Origin of the sequence: Corallococcus carmarthensis, from assembly GCF_003611695.1 — a bacterium.
Classification (GTDB): Bacteria; Myxococcota; Myxococcia; order Myxococcales; family Myxococcaceae; genus Corallococcus; species Corallococcus carmarthensis.
Genome location: NZ_RAWE01000023.1, coordinates 58,176 through 72,950, shown reverse-complemented (window position 1 = coordinate 72,950; position 14,775 = coordinate 58,176). Strand labels below are relative to the sequence as shown.

The 14,775-nt window shown below is 68.8% G+C and carries 10 protein-coding genes; 2 read left to right on the top strand and 8 right to left on the bottom strand.

The features are described from left to right. Window positions 1–1,469 (top strand): FadR/GntR family transcriptional regulator (locus tag D7X32_RS47750; protein WP_147450092.1); only part of this gene is annotated, 1,469 nt, incomplete at its 5' end. A 146-nt stretch (window positions 1,470–1,615) separates the two neighbouring features. Here D7X32_RS47750 and D7X32_RS09555 read toward each other — a convergent pair. Beyond that, entirely contained in the window at window positions 1,616–2,443 is an 828-nt protein-coding gene (locus D7X32_RS09555) for an alpha/beta hydrolase (protein WP_120602203.1), read from the bottom strand. Between the two features lie 38 nt (window positions 2,444–2,481). Then, window positions 2,482–3,195: a spermidine synthase family protein gene (locus D7X32_RS09550; protein ID WP_120602202.1), complete on the bottom strand. Its 714-nt coding sequence runs from the start codon at window positions 3,193–3,195 to the stop codon at window positions 2,482–2,484. 96 nt (window positions 3,196–3,291) lie between these two features. On the opposite strand from D7X32_RS09550, the gene D7X32_RS09545 reads away from it, so the two are divergent. Then, window positions 3,292–4,029 (top strand): tetratricopeptide repeat protein, encoded by a 738-nt coding sequence (locus D7X32_RS09545; RefSeq protein ID WP_120602201.1) that lies wholly within the window; start codon window positions 3,292–3,294, stop codon window positions 4,027–4,029. Here D7X32_RS09545 and D7X32_RS09540 read toward each other — a convergent pair. The 6 genes from D7X32_RS09540 to D7X32_RS09515 all read right to left on the bottom strand — a co-directional run bounded on the left by D7X32_RS09540 (window position 4,026) and on the right by D7X32_RS09515 (window position 14,758). Beyond that, window positions 4,026–4,493, bottom strand: a complete 468-nt coding sequence (locus tag D7X32_RS09540; protein ID WP_120602200.1) for a carbonic anhydrase — start codon at window positions 4,491–4,493, stop codon at window positions 4,026–4,028. The genes D7X32_RS09545 and D7X32_RS09540 overlap by 4 nt on opposite strands. A 10-nt stretch (window positions 4,494–4,503) precedes the next feature. After that, a complete protein-coding gene (locus D7X32_RS09535) occupies window positions 4,504–5,103 on the bottom strand; it encodes an RBBP9/YdeN family alpha/beta hydrolase (protein ID WP_120602199.1) in 600 nt (199 codons plus the stop codon). Window positions 5,104–5,137: 34 nt separating this feature from the next. Then, a complete protein-coding gene (locus tag D7X32_RS09530; RefSeq protein ID WP_120602198.1) occupies window positions 5,138–5,962 on the bottom strand; it encodes an aminotransferase class IV in 825 nt (274 codons plus the stop codon). A gap of 2 nt (window positions 5,963–5,964) precedes the next feature. Then, the gene (locus D7X32_RS09525; protein WP_120602197.1) at window positions 5,965–6,402 is read right to left on the bottom strand and encodes a hypothetical protein; all 438 of its coding nucleotides are present in this window, start codon (window positions 6,400–6,402) and stop codon (window positions 5,965–5,967) included. Window positions 6,403–6,443: 41 nt separating this feature from the next. Beyond that, the gene (locus D7X32_RS09520) at window positions 6,444–8,870 is read right to left on the bottom strand and encodes a PAS domain-containing sensor histidine kinase (protein ID WP_120602196.1); all 2,427 of its coding nucleotides are present in this window, start codon (window positions 8,868–8,870) and stop codon (window positions 6,444–6,446) included. 173 nt (window positions 8,871–9,043) lie between these two features. Then, window positions 9,044–14,758 carry a hypothetical protein gene (locus D7X32_RS09515; RefSeq protein ID WP_120602195.1) on the bottom strand — a complete coding sequence of 1,905 codons (5,715 nt, stop codon included), beginning with the start codon at window positions 14,756–14,758 and terminating at the stop codon, window positions 9,044–9,046. Window positions 14,759–14,775 lie beyond the last annotated feature (17 nt).

Below are 14,775 nucleotides of genomic sequence, written 5' to 3'. Positions count from 1 at the left end.
TCGAGCGCGATATTTCGCTGGGGAAGCTGCCGAGAAGCGGGCAGTTGGGCTCGGAAAGGATGCTGGCGCGCATCTACGGGGTGAGTCGGGGCACGGTGCGCGAGGCACTGCGGCGGCTGGCGGCGCGGGGCCTGGTGGTGCAGCGCTCCGCGCGCAGGGCGCGCGCGGTGGCGCTGGATGAGTCGCTGACGCTGGAGAACCTGGGCCTGGCGCTGCATGACGAGCGCCGCCCGGAGTGTCGGCGACTGCTGGAGGGCTTCTTCAGCCTCAAGCGGCAGGTGCTGGTGGAGTTGCTGGCCGACTGCTGCGCGAGGGCTTCCAAGGCGGACCTGCGCCTGCTGGAGGATGCCTGCTTCAGGCTTTGGGACGCGGCGCGATGGCACCCTGGGGTCCGCTGCGCGCAGTCGGAATTCGAGCTGCTGAGGCTGGCGGCCCGGGTTGCGGACCGCCCAGGGCACCTGCTCCTCATTCAGTCGCTGCAGTGGGCCTTGAGAGGCAATGCATCCCGGCTGCTGTCCCTCATGGGCGGCGAGTCGCTGCGCCAGTGGACCACCTGCGCGATGGGGGCCCTGGACAATCGCGATGCGCGGACACTCCAGCACGAGCTGCCGGCGCTGCTGAAGGCGTGCGATGAGCGCGTGCTGGACGACTTCGCCCCCGTCCCCCAGGAGCAGGAGTCCCCCGCGGCCGAGTGCCCCCAGGACGACCTCCTCGGCGATTCCACGTCAGCCTCCGCGCAGGATGAGGCGCTCGAGGCACGCCCTCGCGTTGATGTGCGTGGCCTCCGCGACCTTGAGTCGGTCCCTCACCAGGACGAGGCCATGGAGGTACGCCCCTGCGTTGAGGAGCGTGGCCTCGGAGACCCCACGTCAGTTCTTCACCTGGACGAGGGGCTCAAGGCACGTCGTCCCTTTGTCGAGGAGAGTGGCCTTGGAGACCCCACGTCGGTTCCTCACCAGGACGAGTCCATGGAGGTACGCCCCTGCGTTGAGGCGCGTGGTTGCGGAGACCCCACGTCAGTTCCGCACCAGGACGATGCGATGGAGGTACGCCCCTGCGTTGAGCTGAGTGGTCCCGGCAGCCTCGCGCCAGCTTCCGGCGACACCGAGGCGCTCGGCGATACACCCTGTCCTCATGGCGAGGCCCTTCCCTTGGAAGCCGACAGCGGTGCGCTGCTGTTTCAATCCACCCCTGGGCCCGCTGCCTGTGAACCCGGTGAGGATTTCACGGGCGGGGACGAGACGGACGCGGCCTTGGGCAACCTGTCCGACTGTCGGGCAGGTTGGGATGCTGCGTCTCCAGAGGGGGGCCTCGAGCCCGAACTTCGACCCACCGCCTCCCTTGGACAAACCCACGGGGCGGTGCCCGCGGAGAACGGGCCGTTTGACGGTACCCAAGGCCTCCTGGGCCGATGGGCTGCGCGCCTCTGGTGCTTCATTGCCCATGTCCTGGGACCTCCTGCTTCGTGAGTCGCGGCAGTCCTTCGCGCCCTCTGTCGTCAATGAGAAGCCCGGCATGTCGTCCCCTGAGGGGGGCCTGCGTCGCTCGGCCTCGGATGCATTCGCCCGGACTGGGCTTCCGCTCCAGATGGGTCAGGGACCTTCTGGCGATCTGCTCACGGGACGGACTTCGTGGAGGCGGGCGCGAAGGCCTCTCGCAGCACCTTCGCCTCCAGCGAACGGTAGATGTTGGCGTGGCGCAGGTCGGGTCGGGGCTCGTACTTCCACTTCAGTCCAGCGGGCGCATCCACGCGGAAGACCTCGGCCAGGCGTCCGGCCTCGGATGCGACGTCGTCACCGGCCGACGCCATGTAGAGCGTGGCCTTCAGGTCCGGCCGGGCCTTGAGCCGTTCGCCGGCCTTGCGCACCCACTCTTCGTTGTTCCACCAGAGGCTGGGGCTCAGCGCGATGGAGGTTCCGAACATCCCGGGCTGGAGGAAGAACGTCTCCATGATGAACAGCCCCGCGAGCGACTCGCCGATGATGGCCGTCTCGTCGGTGACGCGGTACTTGCGGCGCACGTGGGGCATCAGCTCGTCGCGCAGGAAGGCGCGGAACGCGGCGGAGCCCCCGACCCTGGGGGCGATCTCCTTGTCCGCCGCGACCTGCGTGGGGCCGGTCATGTCGCGGCGGCGCTCGGTGTTCTCGATGCCGACCAGGATGACGGGCCGCATCTCTCCCGCTCGGATGGCGGTGTCCACGGTGGTGGCGACGTGCGGGAAGTCCTCCTGTTCGCCGCCGTCGGGCATGTAGAGGACGGGGTAGCGCACGCCCTTCGCCGCGCCATAGCCGGGCGGCGTGTAGACGTTGATGCGCCGCTCTTCCCGCAGCGCCTTCGACGGGAGCGTGAACGTCGCGTGCGGAGGCATCGGCTCCGCCTCCGTGGCGTGCCCCACGCCGCTGACGAGGACGACGGCGAACAGGAACAGACGGACGCACCGCATCGGCTGCTACCTCCTGGTGGGAAGAACGCCCGTGTGCTTCAGCGCCGCGACGGCGGCCGGGACGACGACTGCGACTTCGTCTTGGGCACGCGCCGGGCGACGAAGAGGGTGTGCCGTGAGCCCTTGGTGCCGTGCGCCGTGGGGTGGAGGAGCTGGACGGAGAAGCCCACCTCTTCCAGGCGCTTCACGAACGCGGGCGAGGGCCCGGCGCTCCACACCACCAGCGTCCCGTTGGAGCGCAGGGCGTTGAATGCGTGCGACACGCCGGTGAGGTCGTAGAGGCTGTCGTTGTCGGGGTGGGTGAGGGCGGTGGGGCCGTTGTCCACGTCGAGCAGGATGGTGTCGAACGCGCCCTGCTGCCTGCGCATCACCTTTCCCACGTCACCCTCCACCACGGTGACGCGCGGGTCCTCCAGCGGCGCCTTCGCCAGCGGCGCGAGCAGGCCCCGGTTCCAGGCCACGACCGGCGCGATCAGCTCCGCGACCACGATGCGGGCCCCAGGCCCCAGGCGGTCGAGCACCGCGCGCACCGTGAAGCCGAAGCCCAGCCCGCCCACGAGCACCCGGGCGGGCGCGTCCGCCGTGAGGTTCGCGCAGCCAGCCTCCGCCATGGCCATCTCCGAGCCGTGCTGGCGGCTGGACATCAACGTCTGGCCGCGCACGCGCAGCACGTACTCTTCGTCCCGCCGGGCGAGCACGACCTCTCCCACGTCCGGCACCTGCGCTCGCTCCACTGTTTCCCAGGGCTTCATGCCAGCGCTCTTCGCGCGACCGGGCCTCCGGGTCAAGTCGTCGCCTTGACACCCCGGGACGTGCCTGCGAAATGCCGGACGACCGCCCCCACCCCCATGGAACGCAACGGACGACAGGCCTGGCCCCCGGAGCTGTCCGAACCCCTGCGCGAGGTGGACCGCCTGCGCCGGGGAGGGCGCTACACGTCGGCGCTCGCGCTGGCCAGGGCGCTGGCGGGGGCGCATCCGACGCAGGTGCGGGTGCTGGTGGAGGTGGGACTGACGCTGGGCGTGTGGGGCGGCCAACCGGCGGAGGCGCTCCCCTGGTTCGACCGCGTGCTGGCGCTGGCGCCGGGCCACGTGGCCACGCGCTACCACCGGGCGCTCACGCTCGCCCGGCTGGGGCGGCACGCGGAGGCGGTGGAGGGCTTCACGCAGGTGGAGGCCGCGGGCTTCCGCAAGGCGCTGGTGCTGCACATGAAGCGCGCGGAGTCGCTCGAAGCGCTGGGGCGGCTGACTGAGGCGGAGGCGGACTGGACTGCGGCCCTGGCGGAGGACCGGGGCAACCCGTGGCTCCTCCAGCAGCGGGCCCGGAGCCGCGTCCGCGCGGGCCGGACGGACGCCGCGGAAGCGGACCTCACCGCCGCGCTCGCGTCCCAGGAGGGCGAAGCCGTGGACCCCGAGCTGCTGTACGAGCGGGGCGCGCTCCGGCTCCAGCGCGGAGACGTCACGGGCGCGCGCGCGGACTTCGGCGCGGGGCTCCAGTCGTTCCGCGTGGGTGACCCGCCGTCGCTGCTGGACGCGCTCCGGCGCGGGCTCCAGGACGCGGCGGTCCGTGAGGGCGGGGCGCCCTAGCCCTCGCGGGGGATGGGCTCGAACTCCACGGTCTTGCCCTTGGGGCGCACGTAGAAGAGGTGGATGCGCAGGTGGGGGTAGGCCGTCTGGAGCTCCTTCGCGCCGAAGTGGAGGTCCTTCAGCTGCTGCTCCACGGTGATGTCCGGCCCGAGCGCGCCGTGCTTCGCGTGGTAGTAGCCGCAGCCCGCGTGCGCCAGCAGCAGCACGTCCTCGATGTGGTGGCCTTCGATGAGGAAGCGCGCGGCGCGCGTGAAGCCCTCGCTCTCCAGGTAGTCCGACGCCCAGCGGTTGAGCAGCGCGGGGCCTCCCGGAATGGTGAGCGTGTCGATGCGCGCGTGGCCCAGGTGGTGGGCCAGGTCCTCCACGGCCTCGGTGAAGCGTCCGTCCGAGCAGTACACGGCCAGGGTCTTCGGGTGGACGGACTCGAAGGGGACGCGGGAGACGAAGGGAGCGGGAGCGGACATGCGCCCCAGGTTAATGGCTCCCGGCTCGCGCGAAAGCGCCTTGTGCGCCAAAGCACTCCTGGAGCGTGGCCAGCACGGCGGGCTCCTGGGGGTTGTTGAAGTGGCGTCCGCCACGAATGAGGCGCACCTCGGCGCCCAGGCGCTCCTCGAAGAGGCGCGTGTTGCGGCGGAAGTCGGGCGTGTAGGGGTCTGAGTCCGACAGCACCACCACGCAGCGGCGGAGCGCGGCGCGGATCCGCTCGAAGTCCAGGGGCGTGTCCAGCCACGGCCTCAGCGTGTCCCAGGGCGTGTCGATCTCGAACCAGCCCGCGACGAGCACGGCGCCTTCCACGGTGTGGCCCGGCGGCAGCGTGGACAGGTAGCGCATCACGGCCTGACAGCCGACGCTGTGTCCCAGGAACACCGTGGAGGGCGCGGGCACCGGGCCCACCGCGGAGGCGAGCGTGGACACCCACCCGTCGATGGTGGGCGCGCCCGGCGTGGGCATGTCCAGCGTGCGCACGTCATCGAAGAGGGGCGGAGGCGTGCGCAGCTTCGCGGTGAGCCACGGATAGAAATCCGTGACGGGGCTTCCGGCCCAGCGGGGAACCATGACGAGCGAGCGGGTCATGGCCGCGAGTGTGCCCCACTCCGGCGGGGCGTGCTCAGCCCTCGCGAACGGCCCGGGCCTCCAGCGCGGCGCGGGCCCGTTCCGCGAGCCGCAGGCTGTCGGGAAGCTCCCGGCCTGTCAGCCGGGGCACGCCCACGGCCAGCGCCACGGCGTTGCTGTAGAAACACGCCTGCGCCCGGGACAGGTCCGCGAGCGGCAGCACGCGCTCCACCACCGGGAGCCCGTCCACGGAGGCCATGGCCAGCAGCACCGCGCGTGCGATGCCCGGCAGGCACGGCGCGGACTGCGGCGGGGTGACGAGCGCGCCGTCCAACTGCACGAAGAGGTTGGCGGTGGGCAGCTCGCAGACCTCCGCTGATTCGTTGGTGAGCACGGGCAGGCGCGGCAGGAGCGCGTGCTGGCGGAAGTACGCGAGGCCCTTGTGGTTCACCGTGCGCTCCGCGCGCCGGTAGGCCCCGGCCTCCACTCCGTCCAGCTCGCGGCCCTCCCGGTGCAGGGCTTCAAGCTCCGCGGGGAAGGGACGGAAGGTGCACAGCACGTGGCCGTCGCTGACCGCGAGCTTGCCCACGCCGGTGAAGCGGGGGCCCATCGCCGCATCCGCCGTGAGGCAGCGGCGCAAGGCTTCCCGCACGGCGTCCTCGTGAAGGAGCGCGGGCGCGGGTGCGCGCACGGCGGTGGGGAACGCGTCGAGGCTTGAGCGCACGCGGGCCAGGTGCCTCGCGAGGAACCGGGGCTGCCCGGCGTCGATGCGGAACGTGGTGAAGAAGCCCGCGCCAAAGAAGAAGCCCTGGGGAAAGTCCTGGAGGCGCAGGTCCTCCCAGCGCTGGACGACGCCATCGACGGAGACGGTGGAGGACATGATCAGGCCTGGACGACGGGCGGCAGGTACTTGTCGAGCGGCTTCAGCGCCGAGCTCTGGAGGCGCAGCTTCACGCGCTCCGGCCCCACCAGGAAGGTGTCCCAGTGGATGAAGAAGTGCCGCTCGTGGCGCCGGTCGTGGATGTCCGACCAGGGGATGCACAGCGGAGGATGGGCCGCCCGGAAGGGAAGGAGCACCGCGAGGTAGAGCCCCCGCGCGTCGCCGCCCACGGTGAGGCAGCTGCGGTACTCCACCCAGCCCATGTGGCCGGAGACAAAGGACCTGCACGGAAAGCCCCCACCCTTGTCCAGGCGGTAGTCCCGCGCGAGTCTCGTCCAGCCCCCCATCTTGGAGAGGGTGAACGAGACGAGCACGAACATCGCCGGGAGCAGGACGAGGGGAAGCCACGCCAACGCGTGAGAGGCCGGCTGCGAGGACATGGCGCCATTGTAATCCGCGCCCGCGCCCCGGTGAGGGTCTGTCAGGGGCTGGCCGCCTCGCCGCCATGCGGGAGGCTCGCGGAGGCCCCCGGGAGGCCGGGCAGCGTGAAATAGAAGGCCGCGCCGTGGCCTGGCTGGCTCTCCACCCAGACGCGGCCACCGTGGGCCTCCACCAGCCCCTTGACGATGGCGAGCCCCAGTCCGGCGCCCGCCTTGCGCGTGTGGATGGCCTGCCAGAAGTGGTCGAACACGTGGGGCAGCGACCGCGCGTCGATGCCCGGCCCCGAGTCCTCCACGCGGAAGCACACCTGGTCGCCTCGGCGCTCGGCCTTGAGGAGGATGTGGCCCCCGGGCGGGGTGAAGTGGATGGCGTTGCCCACCAGGTTCTGGAAGACGCGCACCAGCCGCGCCCGGTCCGCGCGCACCTGGGGGAGGTCCGGCTCCAACGCCACCTCGAGGCGCAGCGCCTTGTCCGCCGCCAGCAGCTCGTTCAGGCCCTGCACCTGCGCGAGCAGCCGGGGCACGTCCAGCGGCTCCACGTCCAGCAACGGGCGCCCCGACTCCACCCGCGCCACCTCCAGCAGGTCGTCGATGAGCCCCTCCATGTTGCCCACCACGAGGCGGATCTTCCGCAGCGCCTCCGCGGCATCCGCCCCTTCCTCGTGCCGGGCCAGGGTCCGCTCCGCGGAGCGGCTCAGCAGGGAGATGGTGTTCAGCGGCGCGCGCAGGTCGTGGGAGACGATGCCCAGCGTCTCGTCGCGCGCGGCGACGGCCTGCTTCGCGGTGCGGTACAGCCGCGCGTTCTCCAGCGCCAGCGCGGTCCGCCGCGCCAGCTCCTCCACCAGGGGCAGGCTCTCCGTTCCGTACCGGAATCCCGGGCGCGTGGACACCAGCAGCAGCTCTCCCAGGGAGCGGTCCTGGAGGGCCAGCGGCACGGCCACCGCGGACTCCACGCCGGGAAGGTCCGGGACGGGTCCCTGCAGGAGCACTCCCGACTTCGTGCGCACCGCCTGCTCCACCGTCCGACCCAGCGCGCCCCCGGCCCCGGTGGTGAACGCCGCGCGCAGCGTGTCCTCCAGGGCGGGCGTCACGGCGACGACCTCGATGGAGGGCTCCTCTTCGGGATTGCTGCCCCGCGTGGCGATGGCGCAGCCGTCCGCCAGCGTGGGCACCGCGAGCTTCACCACGGTGCGGACCACGTCCCAGCGGTCCAGGGAGCGCGTGCTGGCGGAGCCCATGTCGGAGAGGAAGCGGCTCCACAGCTCGCCGCGCCGCTGCTCGGTGATGTCGCGGAAGTAGACGGAGAGTCCCTCCGGTGACGGGTACGCCACGACGCGCAGCCAGCGGTTGTCCTCGAAGGAAGGCTGCTCCTCCTCCACGGGGACCTGCGCCGCTGTCGCCCGGCGCAGCAGGGCCACCATGGCCAGGCCCTTGGGGCCGGAGAAGACCTCTTCCAGCCGCCGGCCCAGCAGCGCCTCGCGCTTGCGGCCGAAGTGCGCCTCCGCGTGCCGGTTCACGTAGATGAACCGGCCGTCCCGGTCGAACGCGGCGAAGCCGTCGGTGATGCGCTCGAGCACCGCGTTCATCCGCTCGCGTGTCGCCTCCGCCTCCTCGCGGGCGGCCTCTTCCCGCGCCAGCTGGTGCAGTGCCTCGTCGGCTTCGTGGCGGCCGGTGATGTCCTCGTGGGCCACCACCACGCGCAGCGGCCCCGGTCCGGCGAAGCGCGTGGCGCGCAGCAGGAACCAGCGCCGCTTGCCTCCATCGGGCTCGTGGCAGGGGTACTCCTGGAGGAAGGACTCGGTCCGGCCGGCGAGGATGCCGCGGATGCCCTCCGCCACGGAGGGCGCCTCCTCCGAGTACGTGCCGTGCGCGGCTTCCGTCACCCCCAGGTAGTCCGCGCCCACGCCGCACGGGCCGGGCCCTTCCACCTCCACGCAGCCGTTGTCGCGTGCGAAGCGCGTCCAGGCGGCGTTGACGGCGAGGATGACGCCCCGGCCATCGAGGATGGCGATGTGCGTGGACAGCGAGTCGAGCGTGGAGCGCAGGAACTGCTCCGACTCATGCAGCGCCTGCGCGGCGCGTTTGCGGGCGCTGACGTCCCGGAAGCAGACGGTGAGGCCTTCCGAGGAGGGGTACGCCCGCACGTCGAGCCAGGCATCCAGGGGCGCGTAGTGGGTCTCGAACGCGACGTGGACCTGCTCCGTGAGCGCCCGCTGGTACTCCTGTTCGAACACCGAGCCGCGCGCCTCGGGGAACTCGTCCCAGACGACGCGCCCGATGAGCTCCGAGCGCGAGCGCCGAAGCAGCCACTCACTGCGCGTGTTGAGGTAGGTGAAGCGCCAGGAGCGGTCGAGCGCGAAGACCGCATCCGAGATGCGCTCCAGGGCGTCGAGGGCCCGGAGGGACGCGCACTCCTCGGGCGCTGAACGCCCATGCGCGGCCCGCTGCTGGCCCTGTCGAAAGACCATCCTTCCACTCCCATCAGGGAAGACACCCGTAGGAAGTATGGGATTCGCTGCCCGGCGAAGCCGCACGAGGGCGCCAGGGACGACTCCCCGCCCGGGGGCCGACCCGGAAGATGGATGGGAGGCGCCTCCCTGTTCGCCCGTAGACGACGCCTACCTGCTGCCTCCCGCGGGCATCAGGCGGTGATCGGACCTCCACCGAAAAACCGGTTGTTGACTCCCCGCCAGTCGTAGCGCTTGCTCGATACCAGGCCCCGCTTCGCGGCACCGCCGTTGCTTTCGACGAAGCCGATGAGCTGCGTCTGAAGGTAATCCCAATATTCGTCGGCGCCGCTGAACACGAGCGGGCTGCCTCCATAGTCAAAGAGGGTGGACGTGCGGTCGGCCGCGCGAACGTAGAAGGTCCAGTGGTCCTTCTTCCGGCCCAGGCCGAACTGGCGGGTCCCGGAGACCGGGTGGTAGCGAATCGGGTTGGGGCCCTTCAACGTCGTGAAGTTCCAGTGGTGATCCTGGCCTGGCTCACTCACGTATTCCGAGCACAGCACGAGGCCCAATTCGGGGACAGGGGCCGCTGCCAGGGGCACGACAAAGCCTGCCAGGGCAGGTAGCGGGTTGGCGTCGATGGTGAACAACAACACCGAGCCAAGCGGCGTCGCGCTTGCCCACGAAGCGGCGTCCACGGCTTCATAGGTCTCCAGCGAACGCGGCTTGCCGGTGCGGGGATACGGCTGCAGGAAGTCCGCGAAGTTCTTTCGCAAGTATTCGAAGAGTCCCGCGTCATCGAACGGTGTCGTGGTCCCCGGGCGATTCGGGAGCTTCGTGATGTCCACCTGGAACCAGTCCAGATTGACGTCGCCGTAGCCGTCGGTGAGCTTCTGGACCGCGAGGTTGCGCGCCTCGATTCCCGCCGTGAGCTCCGGACCGGGAAGGAACGTGATGAGGTCGCGCCAGTACTCGGCTTCGGCCACGTTCGCGATGGTCGTGATCTGCGGCGCCTTGATGTCCACGGACTCCGAGCTGCCCGAGGGGGCCGTGGCCTGGGCCCTGACGTCCTTGCCCTTGCCCGCGGCGTCGACCGCGGCCTGGGTCAACGGGGACGGGATGGCTTGGTTCTCCTTGGCGAGCTCGTTCTTCTGGGTCGCTCCGCCATCGATCTGCTGTTGCAGGTGCTCCTTCACGAGCTTGTTGTAGTCATCCTCGCTCAGCGCGCCGGAGTCCTTTGCGCCCTTGAGCGCATCCATGATCTTGCCTGCGTTGTGCGTATTGTGAGCCTGGATGGCCATGTCCTTGGCCATTTCGGCGAAGGCCTTGGCGTTCTCCTGGTTCGACAGATACGTCTTCATGACGTTCTGCTGCGTGCCCTCCAGTCCGGTGATGTCCTTGAACACGCCACTCTTTCCGAGCAGCTCGGACAATCCGGCCAGGCCCGCGCCCGGCTGGGGAGCCGCTGGCGCGTTCTGGATGCTGACGAGGGGCGTGGCGAAGTCCTTGAACACCGCCTTCCAGTCCGTGACCGAAGGGGTGGGCGGGGTGACCGGAAGGATGGGCGTGGGCTCATCCGTGTTCGGAAGCCGGGTCCAGTCCTGCAGGCGCTCCGTTTCGATCTTCTCGCAGGCGTTGCATGCGCCCTGGATCGCTTCGGCGAACACGCCCTTGGAAGGAACGCTGATGCGGTAGGGCTGGACGGGCGTCAGAGGCTTGTAGTGGTCGAACAGCGTGGCCCGTTCCGGGGGAGCCTCCGGGTTCAGCCTTTCCTCCGTGATATAGGATTGGCTGACCTTGTAGCCAGCGGCCACCGGGAAGACCAGGGAGTTGCCGGTGATGGTGATGAGCTCGTTCTTGACCACCGATGCCAGGCTCCGGAAGCCCGCGGGATTGCCGGCCCCATCGAAGATCTGCATGTGGAAGCCGTCCAGCAGCATGTAGCGCCGGTCGGGATCCAGGCTGTACCAGAGCGCCTTGTTGTAATGCTCCAGGTTGCTGTTCAGGTGCTCGATCAGCTTGTGGACGAGATAGGCATCATCCTTGCGCGGGTTCCTCTTTTCGTCCGCGTTCTCCGGGATGAAGAGGAGGGTGTCATCCAGCAGGTCGTCGTTGATGGAGCCGCTGAACAGCATCCCGTCGTAGTGCGCCGTCGAGTACGTGAGCGTCAGGCCTTCGATGGTGAGCGTGACATGGGGCTGGAGCGCCTTGAGGGTGGCGTTGTTCACGGCCATGCGCAGGTGCTGAGGCAGTTGGCTCCTCTTGCGGGATGTGGTGCCGCTCAGGCTCAGCATCATCAGCCGCTCGCCACCCTTGTACTTCGACCTGCTGGAGAAGTCGGTAGCGATGTCCGAAACCCCGATGTTCGCGACGAGCTTCTCGAAGAGGAGCGGGGCGATGTCATTGTTGAAGATCGCATCCCATTCCGAGATGAGGTTGCCCTTGAAGTACGCGTTGAGCAGGCTCAAGACGTCCGAATAGCCCAGCAGGGCCGCGTAGAGGGACCACTGCTGCTTGTCCGCCTCGTTCTCCGCGAAGAAGTCCAGGACCGAGGCCGCTGTCGGGGTGATGGTTCCAAGCGGTCCGGCGGAGATCTTCGCGGGCGGACTGAAATGGGTGATCCGGATGCACTGTGCTGGAGGAACGCTCTGGTAGTTGGCGTCCAGCTTCATGAAGCTGTCGAAGATCGCCTCGCGGACCAGCATCTCGTGCTGGGTGGTGCTGTATTGGATGCCCGGCGGGACGGGAGGACGCTCGAACAGGGGCAGGAGTCCCGCCGTCGCGGCGGCCTTGGCGGCGTACTCGGCCATCTTGCGCGGGAAGTCGAGCGCGGCGGCTGTCGTTGCCAGCGGATCGATTTCCCGGGTCGTGATGGTCTGGGTGGTGACAGGCAGCGACATGATGCGATCAAAGCGCGTCCTGGGACGCGGCAGCTCCACCCTGAGCCGCATGTCCCCCTTGATGAACCGGATGGGCTCATCGTCGTAGGCGCCTCGCGGAAAATCCACGTTGGCGTAGTCCGTCTTGATGCGTTCGTTGGCGTCGAAGGCCTTCAGCAGGGGATGCATCCGCACGGGGCCTGACAAGGCGCTGTAGGGCTGCAGGTAGGTTTCCGACGGCATGGGCAACAGATGGGACGCCAGGACGTCCCGCCATTTGAAGATGTTCTGGGTCGTGAAGTGGGTCATCAGGAGCGGAACGAACACGCACTCCTCGACGGCGGACAGCTCCTGGAAGATCGCGAAGTGGCGGAGGACTTCGAAGTACATCATGGTCAGGGCGTGGCAATGGTTGTGATTGGCCACGACCTCGCTGGTGACCGCGTACCGCTGTCCTTCCTGCACCGTGGTGATCACCGACGCGGTGAGCTGCCGGTAGCTCTCCGCGTTCTGCATGATGGACTGGCGCAGCTTTTCATTGAAGAACTGGGACACATCCCGGGTGCTGTCCTGCGCGGCGTTGGCGTTGGCGTTGGCGACGCCCCCCGCGACGCCCAGGACCGCGCTGCCCGAGCCGCTGAACGCGCCGGCGCCCCCCGCGCCGGAACCGCCCGTGCCAAAACCCGCGCTGATGCCACTCGTATTGGCGGAGCTGCTGGCGCGTACGGCCTCCCGGATGCTTCCGGCCAGCTGGCTGGCGATGACCCTCTCGTTCACGAGGTCGGAGGCGAGTCTTTCGCCCTGGGTCAGCGCCTGGGACTCGGCGCCTGATAGCGTGTGGGAGGCGTCGAAGACGACGATCTCCTTCTTCTGTCCGGGGGCCAGCGGCAGCGAATAGAGCAGATCCCCCAGGGAGTAGCCGTCCGCCTTGAAGACGGACTTGTAATGCAGCAGATGCCCGGTCGCGATGGAGACGGCCTGATACAGGGAGGGATTCCGGCTGCCCTCGGGGTCATCTTGCCAGGCGACGGGATTGTCCAGGTCAATGGGCTTGCGGAGCCGTTTCCGGGCGCCGCCTTCAAGCTCATAACGTGTTTCGGTGCGAGGCCGCAGCGCGTCCCTCAGCAACTCCTCCACTTCCCGGGCACCCTCCACGAGGACTCTCAGCACGGCGGCCATCGCCACGTCCTGGGGCGGAACGATGTTGATCAGGCGGAGGAGGGTATCGGCGTTCCCCAGCGTGGCCGTCAGGTCGATGGGGGATGCATCCGCGCGCACCCCTCCCAGTGCCTTGAGCTGGGCCCACACGTCATCCAAGACTGGCTGGGCGAAGAGCGCCCGGAGCGCCGGGCTGTTGAGCGCGACTTCCAGCGCGGATACGCCGTGAGTGATGTCGGAGAAGACATGGGGGGCGGCGGGCTGGGGGACTTCGACTCGCTTCAGGGTGTAGTTCGCCACGTCCGGATCGGAGGTCCGCACGATGGCCTGATAGCTGTACTCACTCAGGGTCCGGTTGGGCGTGGACAGGTTGATGCAAGCCCCTCCGATGTCCTGGGAGTACTCGTCGGATTCAATCAGGTCCGCCTGGTCTGGAAGCCGTGCGGCCTGCTTCTTCGCCTGGCAGTCGCACGCCTCCTTCGTGCCCGCGTGAGGGCATTGGAGCTCCTTGACCAGCAGGTACAGGAAGTCATCCGCCAGCGTCTGGTTTCCGTCCCTGACGTCCGTGACCGCGAGGGTTGCCGGCTCGTCGGGTCTGGCCGACACCAGGGCCTGGGCCTGCGTGAAGATGCCGAAGGGATACGGCATGGAGAAGTTGCCAGAGGCGTCGGTCGTCGCGGCACCCACGATTCGCCAGGCGGCATCGTCAGCGCCCTTGGCCTGGACCAGCACCGTCAGGTCCTTGAGGGGACACTTCCGGGTGAGCTCGATCACCTGGCCCCGCAGCCGCTTCTTCTTGTCGGGGACGGGCTCCAGGTCCTTCGGGGTCAACCGGCTCGGCCGCTGCCGGGGGACCTTGATGTCGAGCCTCGTGAGCTCCGGGTCGTCGGCCGCGAACTCTTTGGACCACAGCAGCGAACCATCGAAGCCCTTCACCGTGACCTGGACGGGGCCAACGGCATTGTCGAAGAGGACCTGCCGGGCCTCCTGGAAAGAGAAGGGCGCCGCGTTCTGCTGGATGCGCAGGTCCTCTCCGAACGGGGCATGGAGGACCTTCGTGCGGGAGGTGTCCGCCTCGGAGAACTCCACGGACAGGTCGTACAGCAGGAAGTCCAGGCGGGTCGCATCGGAGCCGTCGGAGCTGACGCTGGTGAGCGTGCCCGCGATGACCAGCGTCTTGAGCTCGGCGAGCTTCAAGGGGAAGTCATAGAGGGACTGGAAGTTCTGCTTGATGAATTCCAGGGCCCGGTCCGCGGCATCCCCTGAGGCGCCGAACAGACGCCGCTTCGTTTCGTCCGAAACCTTGTCATCGAAGGCAGGCTCCGCGCCTGTCAGGTCCGTCAGGATGGAGATCACGTCCATCAGGCTGATGTGCCCCAGGTCGACGCCGGGGGGCATCCGGCGTTCCATCCTGGCGAAGGCGGCCTTGTTGACCGCGATGAAGACCTTCTCGAAGGAGATCTGGGGGAACCCGGGGCCCTCCCACCGCTCATCGGCTTCGAGTTTCGGGTGGTAGATGAACTCGAGTGAGTCCTCGCCGAGCTTCTTGCCGTCATTGGACAGGTACCGCACCGCCACGCCGACGCTCAGCTCCTCGAGGTTGTGTCGCTCTCTCGTCTGCCAGACGTACCGCGTGAAGCGGTCGAAGGGGCCTTCGCCGCTCCCGGTGATGAACCCATCATCCAGGGTGAGGTGATATTCCTTTGAATGGAGCGCCAGGGGAACGGTGAGCACGCCGATGTCGATGACGTTTCGGACGATCCCGTTCCCCTCCGGGGTTTCGATGTTCTGGTACTCGAAGACGGGGAGCCTGAACTCGATGAGGATGTTCTTCTGAGGCGCGCTCTGTGCGTCACCTGCATAGGTGAACATCCTCTGGAGAGAAGACA

Excerpts from the sequence above, each read along its gene's own strand:
- D7X32_RS09555 (WP_120602203.1), bottom strand. The coding sequence starts at position 2,443 with ATGCGGTGCGTCCGTCTGTTCCTGTTCGCCGTCGTCCTCGTCAGCGGC.
- D7X32_RS09550 (WP_120602202.1), bottom strand. The coding sequence starts at position 3,195 with ATGAAGCCCTGGGAAACAGTGGAGCGAGCGCAGGTGCCGGACGTGGGA.
- D7X32_RS09545 (WP_120602201.1), top strand. The coding sequence starts at position 3,292 with ATGGAACGCAACGGACGACAGGCCTGGCCCCCGGAGCTGTCCGAACCC.
- D7X32_RS09540 (WP_120602200.1), bottom strand. The coding sequence starts at position 4,493 with ATGTCCGCTCCCGCTCCCTTCGTCTCCCGCGTCCCCTTCGAGTCCGTC.
- D7X32_RS09535 (WP_120602199.1), bottom strand. The coding sequence starts at position 5,103 with ATGACCCGCTCGCTCGTCATGGTTCCCCGCTGGGCCGGAAGCCCCGTC.
- D7X32_RS09530 (WP_120602198.1), bottom strand. The coding sequence starts at position 5,962 with ATGTCCTCCACCGTCTCCGTCGATGGCGTCGTCCAGCGCTGGGAGGAC.
- D7X32_RS09525 (WP_120602197.1), bottom strand. The coding sequence starts at position 6,402 with ATGTCCTCGCAGCCGGCCTCTCACGCGTTGGCGTGGCTTCCCCTCGTC.
- D7X32_RS09520 (WP_120602196.1), bottom strand. The coding sequence starts at position 8,870 with ATGGTCTTTCGACAGGGCCAGCAGCGGGCCGCGCATGGGCGTTCAGCG.
- D7X32_RS09515 (WP_120602195.1), bottom strand. The coding sequence starts at position 14,758 with ATGTTCACCTATGCAGGTGACGCACAGAGCGCGCCTCAGAAGAACATC.